Source organism: Geomonas diazotrophica (assembly GCF_019063885.1).
GTDB classification, from domain to species: Bacteria; Desulfobacterota; Desulfuromonadia; order Geobacterales; family Geobacteraceae; genus Geomonas; species Geomonas diazotrophica.
Map to the genome: position 1 here is coordinate 344,031 of NZ_CP077684.1, position 16,626 is coordinate 360,656.

Annotated in this window: 12 protein-coding genes; 8 read left to right on the forward strand and 4 right to left on the reverse strand. The window is 62.8% G+C overall.

Translation table 11 applies throughout. The annotated features are described in order from the left end of the window. Nucleotides 1–162 precede the first annotated feature (162 nt). From KP003_RS01485 to KP003_RS01495, 3 genes are all read left to right on the forward strand, one after another. Nucleotides 163–1,182, forward strand: coding sequence for a hypothetical protein (locus tag KP003_RS01485; RefSeq protein ID WP_216497445.1), 1,020 nt, complete (start codon nt 163–165; stop codon nt 1,180–1,182). 61 nt (nt 1,183–1,243) lie between these two features. Then, nucleotides 1,244–1,669, forward strand: a complete 426-nt coding sequence (locus tag KP003_RS01490) for a low affinity iron permease family protein (RefSeq protein WP_216497444.1) — start codon at nt 1,244–1,246, stop codon at nt 1,667–1,669. A 65-nt stretch (nt 1,670–1,734) separates the two neighbouring features. Beyond that, entirely contained in the window at nt 1,735–1,896 is a 162-nt protein-coding gene (locus tag KP003_RS01495; RefSeq protein ID WP_216497443.1) for a hypothetical protein, read from the forward strand. 307 nt (nt 1,897–2,203) lie between these two features. Here the strand turns inward: KP003_RS01495 and KP003_RS01500 are convergent, their stop codons facing one another. Beyond that, nucleotides 2,204–5,848 carry a DUF748 domain-containing protein gene (locus tag KP003_RS01500; protein WP_216497441.1) on the reverse strand — a complete coding sequence of 1,215 codons (3,645 nt, stop codon included), beginning with the start codon at nt 5,846–5,848 and terminating at the stop codon, nt 2,204–2,206. A gap of 286 nt (nt 5,849–6,134) precedes the next feature. Here KP003_RS01500 and KP003_RS01505 point away from each other — a divergent pair, with 286 nt between their 5' ends. Next, nucleotides 6,135–8,873 carry a PAS domain S-box protein gene (locus KP003_RS01505; RefSeq protein ID WP_216497440.1) on the forward strand — a complete coding sequence of 913 codons (2,739 nt, stop codon included), beginning with the start codon at nt 6,135–6,137 and terminating at the stop codon, nt 8,871–8,873. Nucleotides 8,874–9,029: 156 nt separating this feature from the next. Next, nucleotides 9,030–9,767: a sulfite exporter TauE/SafE family protein gene (locus KP003_RS01510; protein ID WP_216497439.1), complete on the forward strand. Its 738-nt coding sequence runs from the start codon at nt 9,030–9,032 to the stop codon at nt 9,765–9,767. A gap of 7 nt (nt 9,768–9,774) precedes the next feature. Here KP003_RS01510 and ygiD read toward each other — a convergent pair whose 3' ends face one another. Together ygiD and KP003_RS01520 are read right to left on the reverse strand one after the other, a co-directional pair. Continuing rightward, a complete protein-coding gene (ygiD, locus tag KP003_RS01515) occupies nt 9,775–10,554 on the reverse strand; it encodes a 4,5-DOPA-extradiol-dioxygenase (protein WP_217300235.1) in 780 nt (259 codons plus the stop codon). A 121-nt stretch (nt 10,555–10,675) separates the two neighbouring features. Continuing rightward, nucleotides 10,676–11,050 carry a cupin domain-containing protein gene (locus KP003_RS01520; RefSeq protein ID WP_216497437.1) on the reverse strand — a complete coding sequence of 125 codons (375 nt, stop codon included), beginning with the start codon at nt 11,048–11,050 and terminating at the stop codon, nt 10,676–10,678. A gap of 515 nt (nt 11,051–11,565) precedes the next feature. On the opposite strand from KP003_RS01520, the gene KP003_RS01525 reads away from it, so the two are divergent. The 3 genes from KP003_RS01525 (at nt 11,566) to KP003_RS01535 (ending at nt 15,425) form a co-directional block, all read left to right on the forward strand. Further along, the gene (locus tag KP003_RS01525; RefSeq protein ID WP_216497436.1) at nt 11,566–13,323 is read left to right on the forward strand and encodes a flavocytochrome c; all 1,758 of its coding nucleotides are present in this window, start codon (nt 11,566–11,568) and stop codon (nt 13,321–13,323) included. A 111-nt stretch (nt 13,324–13,434) separates the two neighbouring features. Further along, complete coding sequence (locus tag KP003_RS01530; RefSeq protein WP_216497435.1) at nt 13,435–14,736, forward strand: MFS transporter; 1,302 nt, start codon at nt 13,435–13,437, stop codon at nt 14,734–14,736. Between the two features lie 80 nt (nt 14,737–14,816). Next, on the forward strand, nt 14,817–15,425 hold the full coding sequence (locus KP003_RS01535; protein WP_216497434.1) for a DUF922 domain-containing protein: 609 nt from the start codon (nt 14,817–14,819) through the stop codon (nt 15,423–15,425). Between the two features lie 66 nt (nt 15,426–15,491). Here KP003_RS01535 and KP003_RS01540 read toward each other — a convergent pair whose 3' ends face one another. After that, a complete protein-coding gene (locus KP003_RS01540; RefSeq protein ID WP_216497433.1) occupies nt 15,492–16,256 on the reverse strand; it encodes a hypothetical protein in 765 nt (254 codons plus the stop codon). Between the last annotated feature and the right edge of the window lie 370 nt (nt 16,257–16,626).

A 16,626-nucleotide genomic window follows, 5' to 3' on the forward strand; every position in this document is an offset into this window, starting at 1 on the left:
GTGCCGAGCGGTCGGCCACGCCTCGGCTCCCTCGCAGAGACGATGAACGGGGGGCGAGTTCACATATTTACATTGATAGTGATTAACGAAGCGTGGTATGCTGCGCCTGCCGAAGGGGGGGAGAACTCGTTCCGTGCCGGCGCGTGATGCCAAGGGGGGATTATGAATAAGTGGATGCTCAACGTTGTCATGGCGGTTACGCTCACGTTCTTCTTGTCTCCACCCGCACGTGCGGTGACGGCATGGTGGCTGGAGCCGGGGATACTGGTCGAGGCGGACGAAGCGGTCACTCCTGCGGGGGCGACCGGCCAAACGCTCGCAGTTACCACCGCCAACAACTCGCTTGCCACCGCCAAGGCTTTAAGTGTCGGGGGCGCTCCCGTGGACGGCGTGATCGTGGCCGGCATGAAAAGCTGGTACCTCTTGGCTGCCGAAGACGGTCCCGGCTACATCCGCATCGGATCGACCGGTCCGCTGTTGATCGAGGACGCCATCGGGGCAGCGGGCAACGATTCGGCTCCCGGCCCCTGGTCCCGCAAAAGCGTCGCGCCGCAAAACGGGGCCAAGTTGATCGAGACGTCCATGATTTCCATCACCGACCTGGCCCGCATTCGGAAGGTTCCGCGGGGCTTTGTCAGGCTCAGTACCGAGAGCACCACGCCTGTTGCGTACCGGATCTCCTTTGTTTCCGAATTGCCGGAAAGCCGGGTAGGATCCGCCTACGGACCGGGGAGCGCCGCCAGCCAGTACATCCTGGCTCTGGCCAACGGCGGCCCCCTGAACGACCTGTACCGAACCACCCGGGTCCGTTACACGAAGGACCAGGCAATGGCGCTTCGGGAACGGCTGTTCGGCAAATCGGCCACGGCTTCCCAGTTCTTCCGGGTACACGACAAGGATCCTTCCGTCGACCCGAATCTCACCGAGTCGATGCCCGTCCAGCACATCATCCTTTCCGATGATCAGTCCCGGCACTGGGCCTTCGTGATCAGGTGCGAGCAGCGCGACGGCCTTTGGGTGGTCGCCGACGCCGGCAGGGACCCGGATCTGAGCGATGCGGAGGTGGCGGCAATCGTCCGCCGCGACCGGGAGGCGGGCGGCAATTTCAGGACGGGGGAGGGGGCCAGCCAGCAGAATCAGCACCCGGCCTCGAAAACGCCGGCGAAGCCGAGGGGCAAGTGACCGCGAGGCGCGCGAAAGGCTGCCGCCGCAGGCCTCGGCACATGAATGAGCAGGAGGAGACGTGAAACACCGCGAAACCATGTCCCGTTTCAGCCGCTTCGCCACCTGGGCCTCACACACCTCGGGGCACCCGTCCTCCTTCATATTCGCCCTGGCGATCATCGTGGTCTGGGCGGCAACGGGGCCTATATTCAAGTTCAGCGACACCTGGCAACTGGTCATCAATACCGGCACCACGATCATCACCTTTTTGATGGTCTTCGTGATCCAGAACACCCAGAACCGCGATTCCGCGGCCATTCAGCTCAAGCTGGACGAGATCATCCGGTCGCTGGACGGGGCGAACAACGCACTCCTCAACATGGAGGAACTGGACGAGAAGGATCTCGAGGCGATCCGGCAGAGCTATTTGAAGCTGGCGCAAGATGCGCGCAACGCCTTGCGCGAGGGGAGAAAACAGGAGGCGGCAGCTCCGCCTTCCGTATAAGGGACAGTGGCTGGTGGCAGCGGACCGGCTGCCCGTGGACAATGACAAGTATTGGGGAGGGAATTATGTCGACACCGTTAATCGCACTGGCGGCGATCCTGGCGTTTTTCGCCATCGTCATCATACCGTTCATGTTCATGAAGAGCGATCAGCAGCAGACCGTCGAGCCGCAGCATGATCACGGCGGCCAGGCGAAGAGGGGCCGGAAGAAGAAAAGGAAGCGGTAGCTGCTTTCAAATGGACTAGCTGGGGCGGACGATCTCGGCTGGAAAGGACGCAGATGGTAGCGGTCTAAGGCTTCGCGGTGGAAGCTTGATCGTCAATGGTCGTACTGACGAGAGGAAACCTGTCGGAGCGCAGAATGCTTTGTAACTCCAGGTCCACGTCCAGATCCGGCCAGTACAGAGCGAAAGCCGCCTTCCCTGAAAACGGTAGGACTCACGGGTTCCTCCGGCAGGACGAAGACAGATTACTAAAACCGCCAATCTTTGGCAAGCTGCCGCGAGTTTTCGTTTGTCGCCTGGGGGGCTTCCTCTATCTCGCTATGGCGTTGAATTCGACGCGGCTGCGGTTGGCGGTTTCTTTTTCGGGTGCCTTGTAGATGTTGTCGCTTGCCTGGAACAGTTTTTCCGGCGGCAGCCCCCCCTTGGCAACCAGGTACTTGATCACGTTGGCGCTACGCTCGCGCGCCAGCGACTGCAATTCGTTCTCCCCGACCACCGTGTTGGCGACGATCAGCTTCTTCATCTCGTTGTCGGGGAGGTCCTTCACCATGCCCAGGGCGTTGCGCGGCTTGGGAAACTTCTCCTTCTTGTAGACCGCCTTCAGGTATTTCGAATATTCTTCCGCGGAGAGCTGCACGTTCTCGCTGCTCTCCCCTTCCTTGGTCTGCTGCTCCTTGACCAGGTGCAGGAACTTCTCGTTCTTCACCTTGCGGGTCAAGAGCTCCTGGCGATACCCCTCCGGATCTTTCCCCTTATCCACGAATCCCTTGATCTCGAGCTTGAGCCCCGGGCGGTCGGCGACGACCTTGGCCAACTGGGTCAGCTTCTTTTCTTCGTCCGCCGGCAGTTCGCTGGAGCCGGGCTGGAAGTTGATGACGCTGAAATCCTGGCCGCTGCCGCCAAGCGACGAGAGCAGGGCAAAGGGGGACGTGGCCGCCTTCACCAGCAGGTTCTTCAGCACCTGACCGATCAGGCCCCAGATGCTGAACTGCGGATCGTCGGTGCGCCCAGTGACCGGCAGGTCGAGATGGATCTCCCCGTTGCGGTCCTTCAAAAGGGCGACGGCGAGCCTCACCGGGAGGCTGGTGGCCTGGCTGCTGTCCACTTTCTTGCCGAAGGTGAACTGATCGATGAACACCTTGTTTTCCGAGGTGAGCTGCTTTCTCTCGATGAGGTACTTGAGATCGAGGAACAGCTTTCCCTTGTCGATGGCGTACCCGAGATAGGTGCCGGAGTACGGTGTCACCGGGGAGAGCTCGATGTCGCGGAAGGAGACCTTGAGGTCGACGAAGAGGTCGTCCCGCAGCGGGTTGAGCCTCCCCGTGATCTGCATCGGCGAGTGGTTTTCCAGGTTGCCGCGCAGGTCGACGTCCGCGAACTTCGATTCCTCGGAGCTAAGCCCGCTGACCCGCCCGCCCAGGTTGTAGAAGGTGCTGTTGAAGGTCTGGGGCAGGTGGTTGTCCGTGAAGGCCAGGGTTCCGTTCTGGATGGTGACGCTGCCGACGGAGACCTGCCGCTGTGCTGCGGGCGCCTGTGCTGCGGGCGCCTGCGCTGCGGCAACAGTGGCGGCTGCCGGTGCCGGTTTCACACCGGCTGGCGCGGGAGCCTGGACCGTTGCCGGGAGGGGGGCAGGAGGCGCGGCCGGCTCCTTCTTCACCATGTCTTGAAGGTTCAGCGTCCCGTCCCTCCTGATGATGATGCGGGAGTAGACGTCGTTGAGCGCGACCTCGCGGATGTTCAGCACGAAGGGATCGAAGTTGCCCTGGAACTCGTCGAACTGCAGGCTCTCCCATTTCAGGAGGTCCTGATCGCCGACGGCGTCGATGCTGTGGAAGTCGCGCACACCCGCGTTCCCCCGGAAGCTCCCCTTGGCCTTGCCGTCCTTCAACGCGAGGTCAAGGTTCAGCGTGGTGTCGAGTGAGCCTCCGATCACGGAAAAATTGAAGCTGTCGGGGAAATACGGCTCGAAATCGGCGATGGGGAGCCGGGCGATGCCGACGTTCCCCCGGTAGCGGAATGGAGCGGGGGTAACCGTGCCGTTCAACTTGAGGGCGGCCCCCTTGCCGTAGGTCGCGGAGAAGCGCAGGGGCGCCGGCGCGAACTTCGGCCCCTGCAGGTTCGAGAGGGTCAGGTTCGTGTTGCGCAGGGTGAAGCGCGGCGGCTCCTCGAAGGTCTTGTCGGTGAAGGCGAAGTTGAGCTTCTCCAGCTGGAGCTGCTTTAAGACGTAGGTCCCCCTTCGCGGTGAACCAGCTACGGGGGACGAGGTCCCTTTTCGCGGTGAGGCTGCTACGGGGGACGAGGCTTGCGCGGGCGCCTTTGCAGCCGGTTGGTCGGCAAACAATGAGAGGAGTGACAACTTGCCGTCGGCCTCTTTCGACAGGGACATGCTCCCCTGGGACAGGCGGATCTCGCCGATCTCCAGGCGGTTGTCGCTCTGTCCGAAGGAGGCGTCCTTCACCTGCAGAACGGCGAGGTCGAAGCCTTCCTTGCTGCCGTAGCGGGCGGCAAGACCGGCAACCGTGAGGTTCCCTTTCTGAAGGGTCACGCCGGAGGACTCGCTGTAGCCGACCTCCGCGGCCAATCCGACGGTGCCTTGCACCGGCGCGGTCAGGTACTGGCTCAGGTAAGGCCAGGCGCGCTGGAGTCTGAGCCCGGCAAGCTGGAGCGACGAGGTGACGCTGAGCGGCGCGGCGGAAAACTTCCCTTCCGTTTTCAGCGTTGCCCCGTCGTCGGGTTTCAGCGAGAGCTGGTAGCTAGCCGCCGTTCCCGGCACGGTGCTGACGTTTCTCGCCGAGAGCTCGATGTCCGAGACCGTGGTCTTGAAGCCCCCCTTCGGCAGATCATCACGGAAGTGGACGGTCGCCTTGCTTAAGGAGAAAGAGGGGACGAGGAGCACCGTCTTCTGCTCGGCCTCGGTCGCCTTCTTCGGTTCCTCCTGTTTCTTGGCCGGGGGGATGAGCCGCGAGTACATCCACTCCCCGCGCTGGTTGCGCTCGACGAAGAGCTCAAGGCCGCTGGCACTGATGGACTCGAACTGGAAGTTTCTGGCCAGCGCCTCCAGTTTGGCCGCCTTTACTTCCAGCAAGGGGAGGCGCAACAACGGTTTCCCCCCCGGAAGATCGACGGCGACGCCATCGACCCTGGTCACCCCCTTCAGGGTCAGCTCCGGTTTTTTGTCGGCTGAGATGCGATAGGCGAGGTCAAGATCGACGGTCAGTTTCCCAGAGGTGAGGTCGACGGGGGGCTTGACGGGGGAGTAGGCTACGTATTGGGGCAGGCTCAGCTCTTTTAGTCCGATGTGGACAGAGGTTTCCAAGGACTTGCTGAGCGGTTTCAGCTTTCCCGCGAAATTGAAGGGCGCGCCGTTGATAACCGCGGAAACGCGCGGATCGACGTACTTCTCGGCGAGATACGGGCTGTTGCTTATGAACGGTATCGCGACGTTGAGGCTGCGGACGCTGTGTTTCCTGCCGCCGTCGACGATGCGGTCGTCAAAGTCCATGGACCCGTTCTTGATGGTGATGTTGTTGAGGGAAAAGCGCGTCGGTTCTTTTTTTTCGGTCTGCTTTTCCTTGGGTTGCCGCTCGATTATGTCGCTGAAGTTGAAGCGGTTCGGGGCCGTGCGCACCAGGTTGATGGTCGGGGTGTCGAGGGTGAGTTCCGAGAGGATCAGCGTCCTTTTGAAGATCGATGCCGGCGCGACCGTTGCCTCCAGCGCGCGGAAGGCGATCAGGGGCGGGCCCGTCTTTTCGGCAACGGCGAAGTCCCTGACCGCAACGTGCAGGGTGAGCGGGTTGATGCTGACCGAGCCGATCCGTGCCGCGCGCCCAGTAGCATCCTCGATCGCCGCTACCGCCTTATTTTTTACGATGATGGGCAGTATCGTTGCAATGAAAAGAGCCAGGACGGCAATTACTGCTATTGAAATGACGGCGTATCTTCTGATCTTTGGCAAGGGAAACCTCGATGGTCTGGTTGTCGTTCCGCTTACTATAACTTAGCACTTTTGTGATAAAGTGCATCCTACATTTGCGCATTGTCGCTCTGTATGGTGAGGTCGCCGATACAGCCATGCGAAGCCAAGTTTAGTCTAATACCATAAACTATCTTTAAAAACTCTTGCGGGCTGAAACAAAAGGGTGGTAATCCACATTTATTTGGCTAGTATCTTAATTCGACTGTTTGAAGGCTGCAAGAGCGTGTAGATCTGACCGATTCGAAGTGCTTGTTAGAGGTAGTGGATGCCTTGGATAATCATTGCAGCGATAGCGACTGCCAGTTCGGTGACGGTACTGGCGCTGGTTAATGTCTACCTCTACTCCCGCTACAAAGAGCGCTTCCTGAAACTGTGGGCATTCGCGTGGGGAGTACACGTCTGCAGGTACCTGTTTCTCATCCTCACGGTCCTCTGGCCTGCCAACCTGGTTTTCAAGGAAATCAACTACCTCTGCATCATCGCCAGCGCGGTCATCCTGCTGGCGGGCACCAGGAATTTCATCGGCAGCCCCCCCCGGCGTGGGTTCGCCAGCACCGGCACTCTGCTGGCCCTGTGGGCCGTCGGCACGGTGTCGGCGGGAATGTCGACCCTGTACACCATCATCCCCATCTTCGCCTTCCTGGCCTTCACCTACATCCACATCGGCATCCAGGTGTTGAAGCATGCCGAGCAGGGCGAGACCGCCAGCCGAGTGGTCGGCTGGCTCTTTATCGCCTGGGGGATCCACCAGGCAGACTACCCGCTGCTGCGCCCCATAGAATGGTTCGCCCCCTGGGGGTTTCTCATCGGCAGCGTCCTTGCCACCGGCATCGCCATCGGCATGATCCTCATCTACTTCGAGAGGATGCACCGGGGGCTGCAGGAAAAGGAAACGCGTCACCTAAACCTGATCGAGTCGTCGCATAACTGGATCTGGGAGGTCGACACCAACGCCTGTTACACCTTTGCCAGCCCGCAGGTAAAGGAACTGCTCGGCTACGCACCGGAGGAGGTGATCGGCAAAACACCTTTCGACCTCATGCCCGAGGAGGAAGCGTCCCGCATCGGGGCCATCTTCGCCGGGATCAGCTCCAGGCGGGAGTCGTTTCACAGGCTGGAAAACAGCAACCGGCACAAGGACGGTCGGCTGGTGGTGCTGGAGACCAGCGGCGTACCGTACTTCGACGGGCACGGCAACTTCCTGGGGTACCGGGGGATGGACCAGGACATTACCGAACGCAAGCTGTCGGAGACGCGTAGAGAGGTGAGCAGGGAGGTGCTGCAGGTCCTGAACGAGCCGGGAGACCTGAAGGGGGCGGTGCAGCGCGTCATCGACCTGCTCAAGGTGAAGCTCGATCTTGCCGCGGTGGGGATTCGCCTGCAGGAGGGGGAGGACTACCCCTATTGGTCCCAGTCGGGATTTCCGCAGGCGATGCTCGAACTGGAAAATACGCTGGTGGAGCGTTCGGCGGATGGCGGGCTCTGCAGGGACCAGGACGGCAAGGTGCGCCTGGAATGCACCTGCGGCTTGGTGATCTCGGGGCAGGTACCGCAGGGGCATCCCAACGTCACCCCGGGGGGGAGCTTCTGGACCAACGACTCGTCTCTGCTCCTGGGGGTCCCCCCCGCCCAGGATCCGCGCCACAATCCGCGCAACGTCTGCATGCACCGCAAGTACGCCTCCATGGCACTGGTCCCCATCCGCTACAAGGACAAGATCGTCGGCCTGATCCAGTGCAACGATCATCAAAAGGACCGCTTCACGCCTGAGTCGTTGCAGCACCTGGAGGGGATCGCGGCGTACGTGGGTGCGGCGCTGATGCGCAAGTGGTCCGAGGAGGAACGGGTGACCCTCGAGAACCAGCTGCAACAGGCCCAGAGGATGGAGTCGATCGGGCGGCTGGCGGGGGGCGTGGCCCATGATTTCAACAACATGCTGGGGGTGATCATCGGGCATGCCGGCCTGGGGCTCATGGATACCGCGCAGGGGGAGCCGATCCACCTTCACCTGCAGGAGATCTACAAGGCGGCGGAACGGTCAGCCGATCTCACCCGACAGTTGCTGGCCTTTGCCCGCAAGCAGGCCATCAAGCCCCAGGTGCTGGACCTGAACGAGACCATCGCGGGGATGTTGAAGATGCTGCAGCGGCTGATCGGCGAGGAGATCCATCTCTGCTGGCAACCGGGAAGCAAGATCTGGCCGGTAAAGATGGACCGGTCCCAGATCGACCAGATCATGGCCAACCTCTGCGTCAACGCCCGTGACGCCATCGCCAGCGTCGGCAACATCACCATCAGGACCGGCATCGTCAGCGTCGATGACAGCTACCGGCTGCACCGCCCCGAAGCAGCTCACGGAGAGTACGTCTGGATCTCGGTAAGCGATGACGGGGAGGGGATGGACAGGGAAACGTTGAGCCATATCTTCGAACCGTTCTTCACCACCAAGGGGGTGGGCGCCGGGACCGGGCTCGGCCTCGCCACCATCTACGGCATCGTCACCCAGAACAAGGGTTTCGTCAACGTCGTCAGCGAGCCGGGGCAGGGGGCGACCTTCACCATCCACATACCGAGGCATTCCGGTGCTGATGAAGCCGGGACAACGCAGGAGGAGGTGCAGGAACTGCCGCGCGGTCGGGAGACGATCCTGCTGGTGGAGGACGAACCGGCCATTTTGCAGATGACCACCATGCTGTTGGAGAGCCTTGGTTACGTGGTCCTGACGGCGGGGTCGCCCAGCGAGGCGATCCGCCTGGCGCAGAGGGGGCCGGGCTCCATCGACCTCTTGATGACGGACGTGGTGATGCCCGAGATGAACGGCCGGGACCTGGCGGGCGCGGTGACCAAGGGGCATCCACGCCTTAAGTGCCTGTTCATGTCCGGCTATACCGCCGACATCATCGCCCACCACGGCGTCATCGATGACGGGCTCTTCTTCATCCAGAAGCCCTTTTCGCTCCCCGTGCTGGCGGCCAAGCTGCGCGAGGTGCTGGAACAGGTTTGACGGGGCATGCCGTCTTCCCCTTCGCCGTGATCTTCTTGTAGAGATCGTTTCCCTTGTCGTCAACCAGGATGAAGGCGGGAACGTCGGCGCCCTCGCGCTCCAGTTCCTGCCAGGGGAGGAATTGGGGTACAAGGAAGCGGCGTTTTTGGGGGGGCGATGGACTTCTTGATCGTACTGCCGGTGGCTTTTCTCGCTTCGCTGCTAAGCTCCATGAGCGGCGCGGGTTCCGCCATGCTCACCACCCCGGTATGGCTGGCGCTCGGGTTCCCGCTGCCGGTGGCCATCGCGTCGAACCAGTTGAACGGAGCGGCCTGGACCCTACTCGCCGCCCGCAACTACCTCAAGGGGCGCCGGGTCGACTGGCCCCTCATCCGGGGCATGATCTTCTGCGGTCTGGCCGGCGCCTATGCCGGGACCGTGATCGTGCGCGGCGTCGATCCCCGCCTGCTGCAACGCGTCATCGGCGGCATCATACTCTCCCTGGTGGTCATGGTGGCGCTGAACCCCGCGCTGGGGCGCAGCGAGACCGAACCTGCGCTGTCGCGCCGCGTGACTTCCCTGCTCGCCTTCCCCCTTGGCGTCTATGAATCCTTCTTCGGGTCCGGCAACGGGCTCTTCACTTCGCTGCTCCTCGCCAAGGGGCGCGGCCAGACCCTGGTCGCCTCGCTGGGGTGCTATTACCTGCTGGCCTTTTTCTGGAACTGTTTTGCCGTCGCGATCTACAGCTCGGCCGGGCTTGCCGAAGCCCGGTTGATGCTCCCTTCCACCCTCGGGTCGGTCGCCGGCGCCTACCTCGGTTCGAGAATCGGGCGGCACAAGGGGCACGACTGGGTGCGCGGGCTGTTCGTGCTGCTCGGAGGGATCCTGGGGCTCAAGCTGGCGCTCGGGCTGTGATGGGGGGCTACCCCACCCGGACCGCCAGCATCGAGATGGAGCCGCCGTCGACCCCCTCGACGGGGAAGGCGATGCTCTCTCCCTCCTGACCGGTCGCCAGTACGTAGAGCAGCGGCAGGTAGTGGTCCGGGGTTGGTATCGAGAGCCGGGCATCTTCGCCGAGCGTTTCGTAGGCCACCAGGGGCGCGTGGTCCCCGGCCAGCATCAACTCCCTCGCCTTTGTTTCGAAGCGGACCGCCCAGTCGTAGGGGTCGGGGAGGTGCCTCCCCCAGGCATAGGTGTGCAGGTTGTGCACCAGGTTGCCGCTCCCCACGATGAGGATCCCCTCCTCGCGCAGCGGGGCGAGCTTCCTGCCCAGGTCGTAGTGGAACTGTGCCGGCTGCGTCTCGTCGATGCGCAGTTGCAGCACCGGTATGTCGGCGTCCGGATAGAGGTGGCACAGCACGGCCCAGGTGCCGTGGTCGAGCCTCCAGGTGTCGTCCCCTTGCACGTCCAGGGGGGAGAGCAGCCGCTGCAGGCGCCGGGCCAGCTCCGGGGCGCCCGGTGCCGGGTAGTGCACGCGGTAGAGTTCCGGGGGGAAGCCTCCGAAGTCGTGGATGGTGCGGGGCCTTTCGTTGACGGTGACTGCGGTGCCGGGGAGGTACCAGTGGGCGGAGACGCAGAGGACCGCCTTGGGGCGGGGGATGCTGCGCCCGAGGCTGCGCCACCCTTCGGTGTAGTCGTTGCTGGCCAGCGCGTTCATCGGGTTTCCATGTCCGAGAAAGAGGGCAGGCATTCTTGAGGGCATGTCAGGCTCCTTGCTTGAAAGATATCAAACAGTTGTACCAGTGCCGGCGCCGGGACGCAACCGCCTCCACGAAAACGGGGCGCCTCTTCCGTGGCGCCCCATCTATACGCTGCTCTGCCGCTTAGCCCGCCTTGGCGTAATCTATCATGCCCTGGAAGTCGACCACCACGGCCGGTTCGTCACCGACGACCCAGGCATCGTGCCCCATCGGCAAAAGCGACACGTCGCCCGGTCCGCAATCGAACTGGCTACCGTCATCCATCACCACGTGGAGCCACCCGGAAACGTGGTACTGGAAATGCGGGGCTTCGCAGCTTTTGGTGTGCACCAGGGGCTGCACCGATGTCGACCAGCGCCAGCCGGGGAGGAAGGTCGCTTTGCCCACCAGCGCCCCGCCTATCATGATAAGTTCCACCTTCCCGTTGGGAAACTCCCTCACTTCGTATGGAGCCGCGAAGTTTTTCACCTCTGCTTTGTCGCCCGATATGACTCTCATAGCTGACTCCTTTCGAGACGCTTATGCTACTAAATGATTGTAGTACTGGCACTGTCCCGGGGTCAATTCCGCCGGTGTCTCTTGTGCCGATGCCTCTTCCGACTGTCACCCCTCTGTTCGTGCTGTCGGTCTTCTCCTGTCATGCTTTTCGAAGCCCTTCCTTCCAAAACAGCTCCGCATTCTGCCAAACCCGTGTCAGAACAAGGGGTATAGCCGCAGGTTATAACCATAACCTGGAGTTATCTTTACAGCTAACCCGTTGAAACCACGGCCACTTTCTTGATGAGGACTCTGCCTGCCATAACCTGCGGTTATCGCGCGCTTTCGTTGTTTTTCACGCCCCCCGGGCTAAAGTTATCATTAATTCGATACCTTGGCCTGTTGCACCGGTATTGGCATCACTCGTGCTCCCGGGAGTAGGTCGCAGAGGGGGGCATCATCGGCCGCTCCTGTGACGGATATCCGTGGAGCAGACCACGGGTCACCACCCGAGACAACAAGAAAGGAGAAAGATGATGAGTTCGAGGATAGGCATTGTGATGGCGGCATTGCTGGTGCTGGTGTCCGCCACCGTCCTGTGGGCGGGTGGTTCGGAACCGCTGGCGAAGCTGCACGAAGGGAAGGCGACCTGCGCCGACTGCCACGGCAGCGGCAAGAAGATCCGCGTCGACGACAGCGAGAAGGGGGTCAACAAAAACTGCGTGGGTTGCCACGGAACGCTGGCAGAGATGGGGAAGAAGTCCCAGGAGGAGGTGAATCCCCACAAGTCGCACCTGGGTGACATCAACTGTACCGCCTGCCACCACGGCCACACCGCATCCTGGGCCTACTGCCTGAGCTGCCATCCTTTCGACATGAAAATCGCGGGAGGGGGCGCGACGCCGTCCAAGGCCGCTCCGGCCGCCAAATCCAGGAAACGCGCCGAAAAGGTCGACGTTGTCGTCATCGGGGCCGGCGCTGCCGGCTTCACCGCGGCCATCACCGCCCATGATGCCGGCGCCAAGGTGGTCATCATCGAGAAACAGCCGATTACCGGCGGCAACAGCATGCTCGCCGCCGGCGGGATGAACGCGGCCGGGACCACCTTTCAGAAGGAGAAGGGGATCGCCGATTCGGTCGACCTGATGTACAAGGACACCATGACCGGCGGCGGCGACCTGAACGATCCGGCTCTCGCCATGGTGCTGGCCAGGAATTCCGCCTCTTCGGTCGCCTGGCTCACCGGTCTCGGCGCCGACTTGAGCGACGTGGGCCGCATGGGGGGCGCCAGCGTCAACAGGACCCACCGTCCCAAGGGGGGCGCCGCCGTAGGGGCTCACATCACCGAGGTGCTGCGCAGGAACGCGGCCCAGCGCAACATCGACATACGCGTCAACAGCAAGGTCGTGAAGATCCTGGAGGACAAGAAGGGACGCGTGACCGGCGTTCGCGTCGCGGGCAAGCACAGCGGCGAGTACACCATCAACGCCAAGGCGGTGATCATCGCGGCCGGCGGCTTCTCGGCCAACCCCGAGCGCGTCGCCTACTACCGTCCCGAGTACAAGGGGATGACCACTTCGAACCAGCCGGGCGCTACCGGGGACGGCATCGATCTCGGCACCGCCGTGGGCGCTGACCTGAAGGACATGAAGGAGATCCAGATCCACCCGACCGTGGCCGCGGGCAGCCGTACCCTGATCACGGAGGCGGTGCGTGGCAACGGCGCCATCCTGGTGAACCACGAAGGAAAGCGTTTCGTGAACGAACTAACCACCCGCGACAAGGCCTCCGCCGCCATCCTGGCGCAGAAGGGGCAGTCGGCGTACCTCGTCTTCGACGACGGCATCCGCAAGAGCCTGAAGCAGATCGACGGCTACTTCCATCTGAACCTGGTGCAGCAGGGGGGCACGCTGAAGGAGCTCGCCGCGGCGATCAAGGTCCCGGCCGATGCCCTGGAAGCGACCGTCGCCTCCTACAACAAGGGGGTCGACGAGAAGAACGACGCGGAGTTCAAGCGCCCCGACCTGCCGCGCGCCCTGCGCACCGCCAAGTACTACGCCATCGAGGTGAAACCGGGCGTACATTACACCATGGGCGGCCTGAAGATCACCACCGCCAGCGAGGTGCTGGCCAAGGACGGCAAGGCCATCTCCGGCCTGTTTGCAGCCGGCGAGGGAACCGGCGGCGTCCACGGCAAGAACCGCCTGGGGGGGAACTCCATCTCGCAGACCATTACCTTCGGCCGCATAGCCGGCGAGAACGCGGCCAAGCTGGCCAAGACCACCGGTCCGTAGCACCGCATCTTAACCGGATCCACCGAGGAGACGCCCCGCGGCGTCTCCTCACCGTTTGCCCTTGCCTGCTCCGCTCCAGGGGTGGGGGGGCAAGCCAGGCACGAGGCGGGCATGTTCAACTCTAGCTTCACATTGATGCGCGACGACAATTACCGTATCTTCTTGATCGGACAGGGCATTTCCTGGCTGGGGAGCGTGATGCAGTCCGTGGCCCAGGGATGGCTGGTCTGGTCGCTCACCAAATCACCGGCTCAACTGGCCCTTGCCGCCATCATGCTCTCCCTTCCGGTGCTGCTGTTCAGTGTGCCGGGGGGCGTGGCTGCCGACCGCTTCGACAAGCGGGCCCTCCTTGTGATCACCCAGGGGGGCTCCCTGATCCCGCCCCTCTTCCTCGGTGTCTTGGCCGTGCGCGGCGAGGCGAGCACAGCGGCGATCATGTTCCTCGCCTTTTGCCAGGGGGGGCTGAACGCCTTCGAGGTCCCGGCCCGCCAGGCGCTCCTTTCTGAGTTGGTACCCCGCGCGCGCCTTGGGCAGGCAGTAGCCGTCAACGCCGTTTTCTTCAACGCCACCCGCCTCTTCGGGCCGGCGGCCGCCGGTTGCATCATCGCCGCCTTCGGCGCCGCCCCCTGCTTTTTCCTCAACGCCCTAAGCTACCTGGTCGGCATCATCACCCTGCTCCTGATGCGCCTCCCGTGCCGGGAGCCGGCGCATCCGCTCCGCTCCCAGGCCCTCGCGGTAACCGAGTTGCGCGAAGGGCTCCGCTTCGTGGTCACCCAACGGGAAGTCCGCCAACTCCTCCTGTCCGTGCTCCTGGTAAGCCTCTTCGCCATCCCCTTCGTGCCGCTGCTGCCGGTCTTCGCGGAGACGTTCCGCTCCGGGCCGCAGGGGCTGGGCCTTATGTCCGCGTCTCTTGGCTGCGGTTCGCTCCTCGCCGCCCTTGGCCTTGCCTGTTGGGACGGACCCCCCCGGCCCGACTCCGCCGGGGCCGGGGTCCTCTTCGCCTTGGCCTTGCTGCTCTTCTCGCGTTCGGCGGATTTCCTCCTTTCCCTGGCGGCCCTGGCCGTCGCAGGGGGGGCTGTGGTGGTGTTCCTGGCCCGGGTGAACAGGGCGTTGCAGCAGGCCTGCCCGGACCGTTTGCGGGGCAGGGTGATGGGCGTGTACACGTTGACCCTTCTGGGGATGGCGCCCGTTGGGAGCGCCCTCGTGGGGGGGGGCGCCGCCAAGCTCGGCGTCGCCTCTGCACTCACGCTCACCTCCGCGCTCTGCGTCGCCGGTCTCTCACTGCTGCAGGTCGGGGCTCGCCCGAACGGTCCGTCGCCGGTCCCTGCCGAGCGCGACTCTCTTTGGAGCGGGACGTTGTCCGGTAGCGTAGGAGGCGGGACTGATAAAGGCCCGATTCCGCGCAGTTTGTGACATGGGTCACTCCTCGCCGATGCCCGATGAGGTATGGTTGCTTTACGTTTGCCATCCCGACTTCAGGAGTCCGTATCTGCATGATGCACCGCCTAATTGCCGGCGCAGGGATCGCCCTGCTCTTTCTGGCCAGTTCTTCCCCCCTGTTTGCTTCCGATACGGCTTCCTGCGAACTGAAGGTTCGAGAAGGTTACCGCTTCTATGACATCAGCGGCAAAACCCTGGACGATCTGGTAGAGCAGATCAGGGTCAACGGAACCAGGTGGAACGACGGCAAAGTCTACTCTGCCATGACCAACTGGGACATCCACTTCAAGTACGACGTTACCTGTCAAAACGGGCGCTACTCGGTGAAGTCCGCCGCCACCCGCGTCGACATCCTCTACAACATGCCCCGTCTGAGCCAGGCGACCTGCGCCCCCGAACTGGCCGGCGTCTGGAGCAACTACCTGGTCCATCTGCAGCGTCACGAGTTCGGTCACAAGGACTTGGCGGTAAAGGCTGCTTCCGAGGTGAACGAGATGTTCGGTACCCTGCCGAGCTTCGCCAGTGAAGAGGAACTGGCCGCGGAGATCGGCAAGCGCACCGCAGAGAAATTCCGGATGCTGAAAGAGGTCCAGATCGAGTACGATCACGACACCAGGCACGGCGAGACGCAAGGCGCTGTCCTGGCGGCCGCTCCGCAATAAAGAAGGGGCCACAGGCCCCTGCCCATAACCCCTTCTCCTGCCGCTTTGCTTCACTTTTACTCCGTTCTACCTGCCACTGCCGCCGGTGCCTGTTCCGGTGCCTGTCGAGCCGCCGGTGCCACCGGTGCCGGTACCCGTGGTGCCGCCGGTGCCGGTGCCCATAGTGCCCGTACCTCCGGTCCCCATGTTACCGGTCCCCATGTTACCGGTCCCTATGTTACCTGTACCGGTCGTCCCCCTGGTCCCCTGGTCGTAGTAGCTGCCGCCGGTTCCCTGGTTGAGCGTCCCGCCGGTGCCGCGGTCCATGGTGCCGCCGGTCCCCTGGTTCAGAATGCCGCTGGGACCGCGGTCAAGGGTGTTGCCAGTTCCCCTCGTCCCCTGTTCCAAGTAGCTGCCGCCGGCCCCCGGATTTAACGTGCCGCCTGCACCGCGGTCCGTGGTGCCTCCTGTCCCCCTGGTCCCCTGGTTGTAGTAGGTACCGCCGCCTACCGTTCCGCCCGCGCCGGTGCCCATGCTGCCACCCGTTTCAGGTCCCAGCCGCTCAACCGAGAAGTCCTGCCGCACCGTGCTCCTTGCCCCCGCTCCGCTCGGGAGCGTGGTGCCGCTGTAGCTCTGTACGCTACCGCCACCGGAGGAACCGGAGACGGTCCCGCTCCTGTGGGAGGTTTTTTTGTGGGCCATGCCGGCTTTGTGCGCCCCTGCTTTGTGAGTCATTTTATGGGTCTTGCTCGTTTGAACTCCTGTGTCGGCAGCATAGCCCATGCCGGTGGTCATGCCCATCATGCCCACTGCGGCGATAGCGGTGAATAGCAACCTTCTCACTGTTCTCATAATCGGACCTCCGTTCCCGGTAAAACCTGCCGGGAGGCACCGCCTGCCTTGGTTCGCAGAAGAGCCCCATGGCCCCTGCGGTGCCCCATTTGGTTTGTATACAATTCGTGCTGCTGATTTCAACTTAACATACATGATTAAAAAAAGTCAATTTTTCGTCTCTCGTGGCTTTTGCGTAAGGATCCGTAATTGTTGTTTTTTTGAATGGGCATGCCCCGCGTCCGCCGGGTGCGTTGCACAAAAAAGCGGCGCTCCTCTCCAGGTTCTGGCCATGAGAGATCTCGGGGCGGCAAGGGAGGATTGCCTCTACTGACACCATATGGTTTCGGTGCGGGAGCCGACGCGACACGCGGCGTGGGAGCTGTGAGTG

Excerpts from the sequence above, each read along its gene's own strand:
- KP003_RS01505 (WP_216497440.1), top strand. The coding sequence starts at position 6,135 with ATGCCTTGGATAATCATTGCAGCGATAGCGACTGCCAGTTCGGTGACG.
- KP003_RS01525 (WP_216497436.1), top strand. The coding sequence starts at position 11,566 with ATGAGTTCGAGGATAGGCATTGTGATGGCGGCATTGCTGGTGCTGGTG.
- KP003_RS01495 (WP_216497443.1), top strand. The coding sequence starts at position 1,735 with ATGTCGACACCGTTAATCGCACTGGCGGCGATCCTGGCGTTTTTCGCC.
- KP003_RS01520 (WP_216497437.1), bottom strand. The coding sequence starts at position 11,050 with ATGAGAGTCATATCGGGCGACAAAGCAGAGGTGAAAAACTTCGCGGCT.
- KP003_RS01485 (WP_216497445.1), top strand. The coding sequence starts at position 163 with ATGAATAAGTGGATGCTCAACGTTGTCATGGCGGTTACGCTCACGTTC.
- ygiD (WP_217300235.1), bottom strand. The coding sequence starts at position 10,554 with ATGCCCTCAAGAATGCCTGCCCTCTTTCTCGGACATGGAAACCCGATG.
- KP003_RS01530 (WP_216497435.1), top strand. The coding sequence starts at position 13,435 with ATGTTCAACTCTAGCTTCACATTGATGCGCGACGACAATTACCGTATC.
- KP003_RS01540 (WP_216497433.1), bottom strand. The coding sequence starts at position 16,256 with ATGAGAACAGTGAGAAGGTTGCTATTCACCGCTATCGCCGCAGTGGGC.
- KP003_RS01510 (WP_216497439.1), top strand. The coding sequence starts at position 9,030 with ATGGACTTCTTGATCGTACTGCCGGTGGCTTTTCTCGCTTCGCTGCTA.
- KP003_RS01535 (WP_216497434.1), top strand. The coding sequence starts at position 14,817 with ATGATGCACCGCCTAATTGCCGGCGCAGGGATCGCCCTGCTCTTTCTG.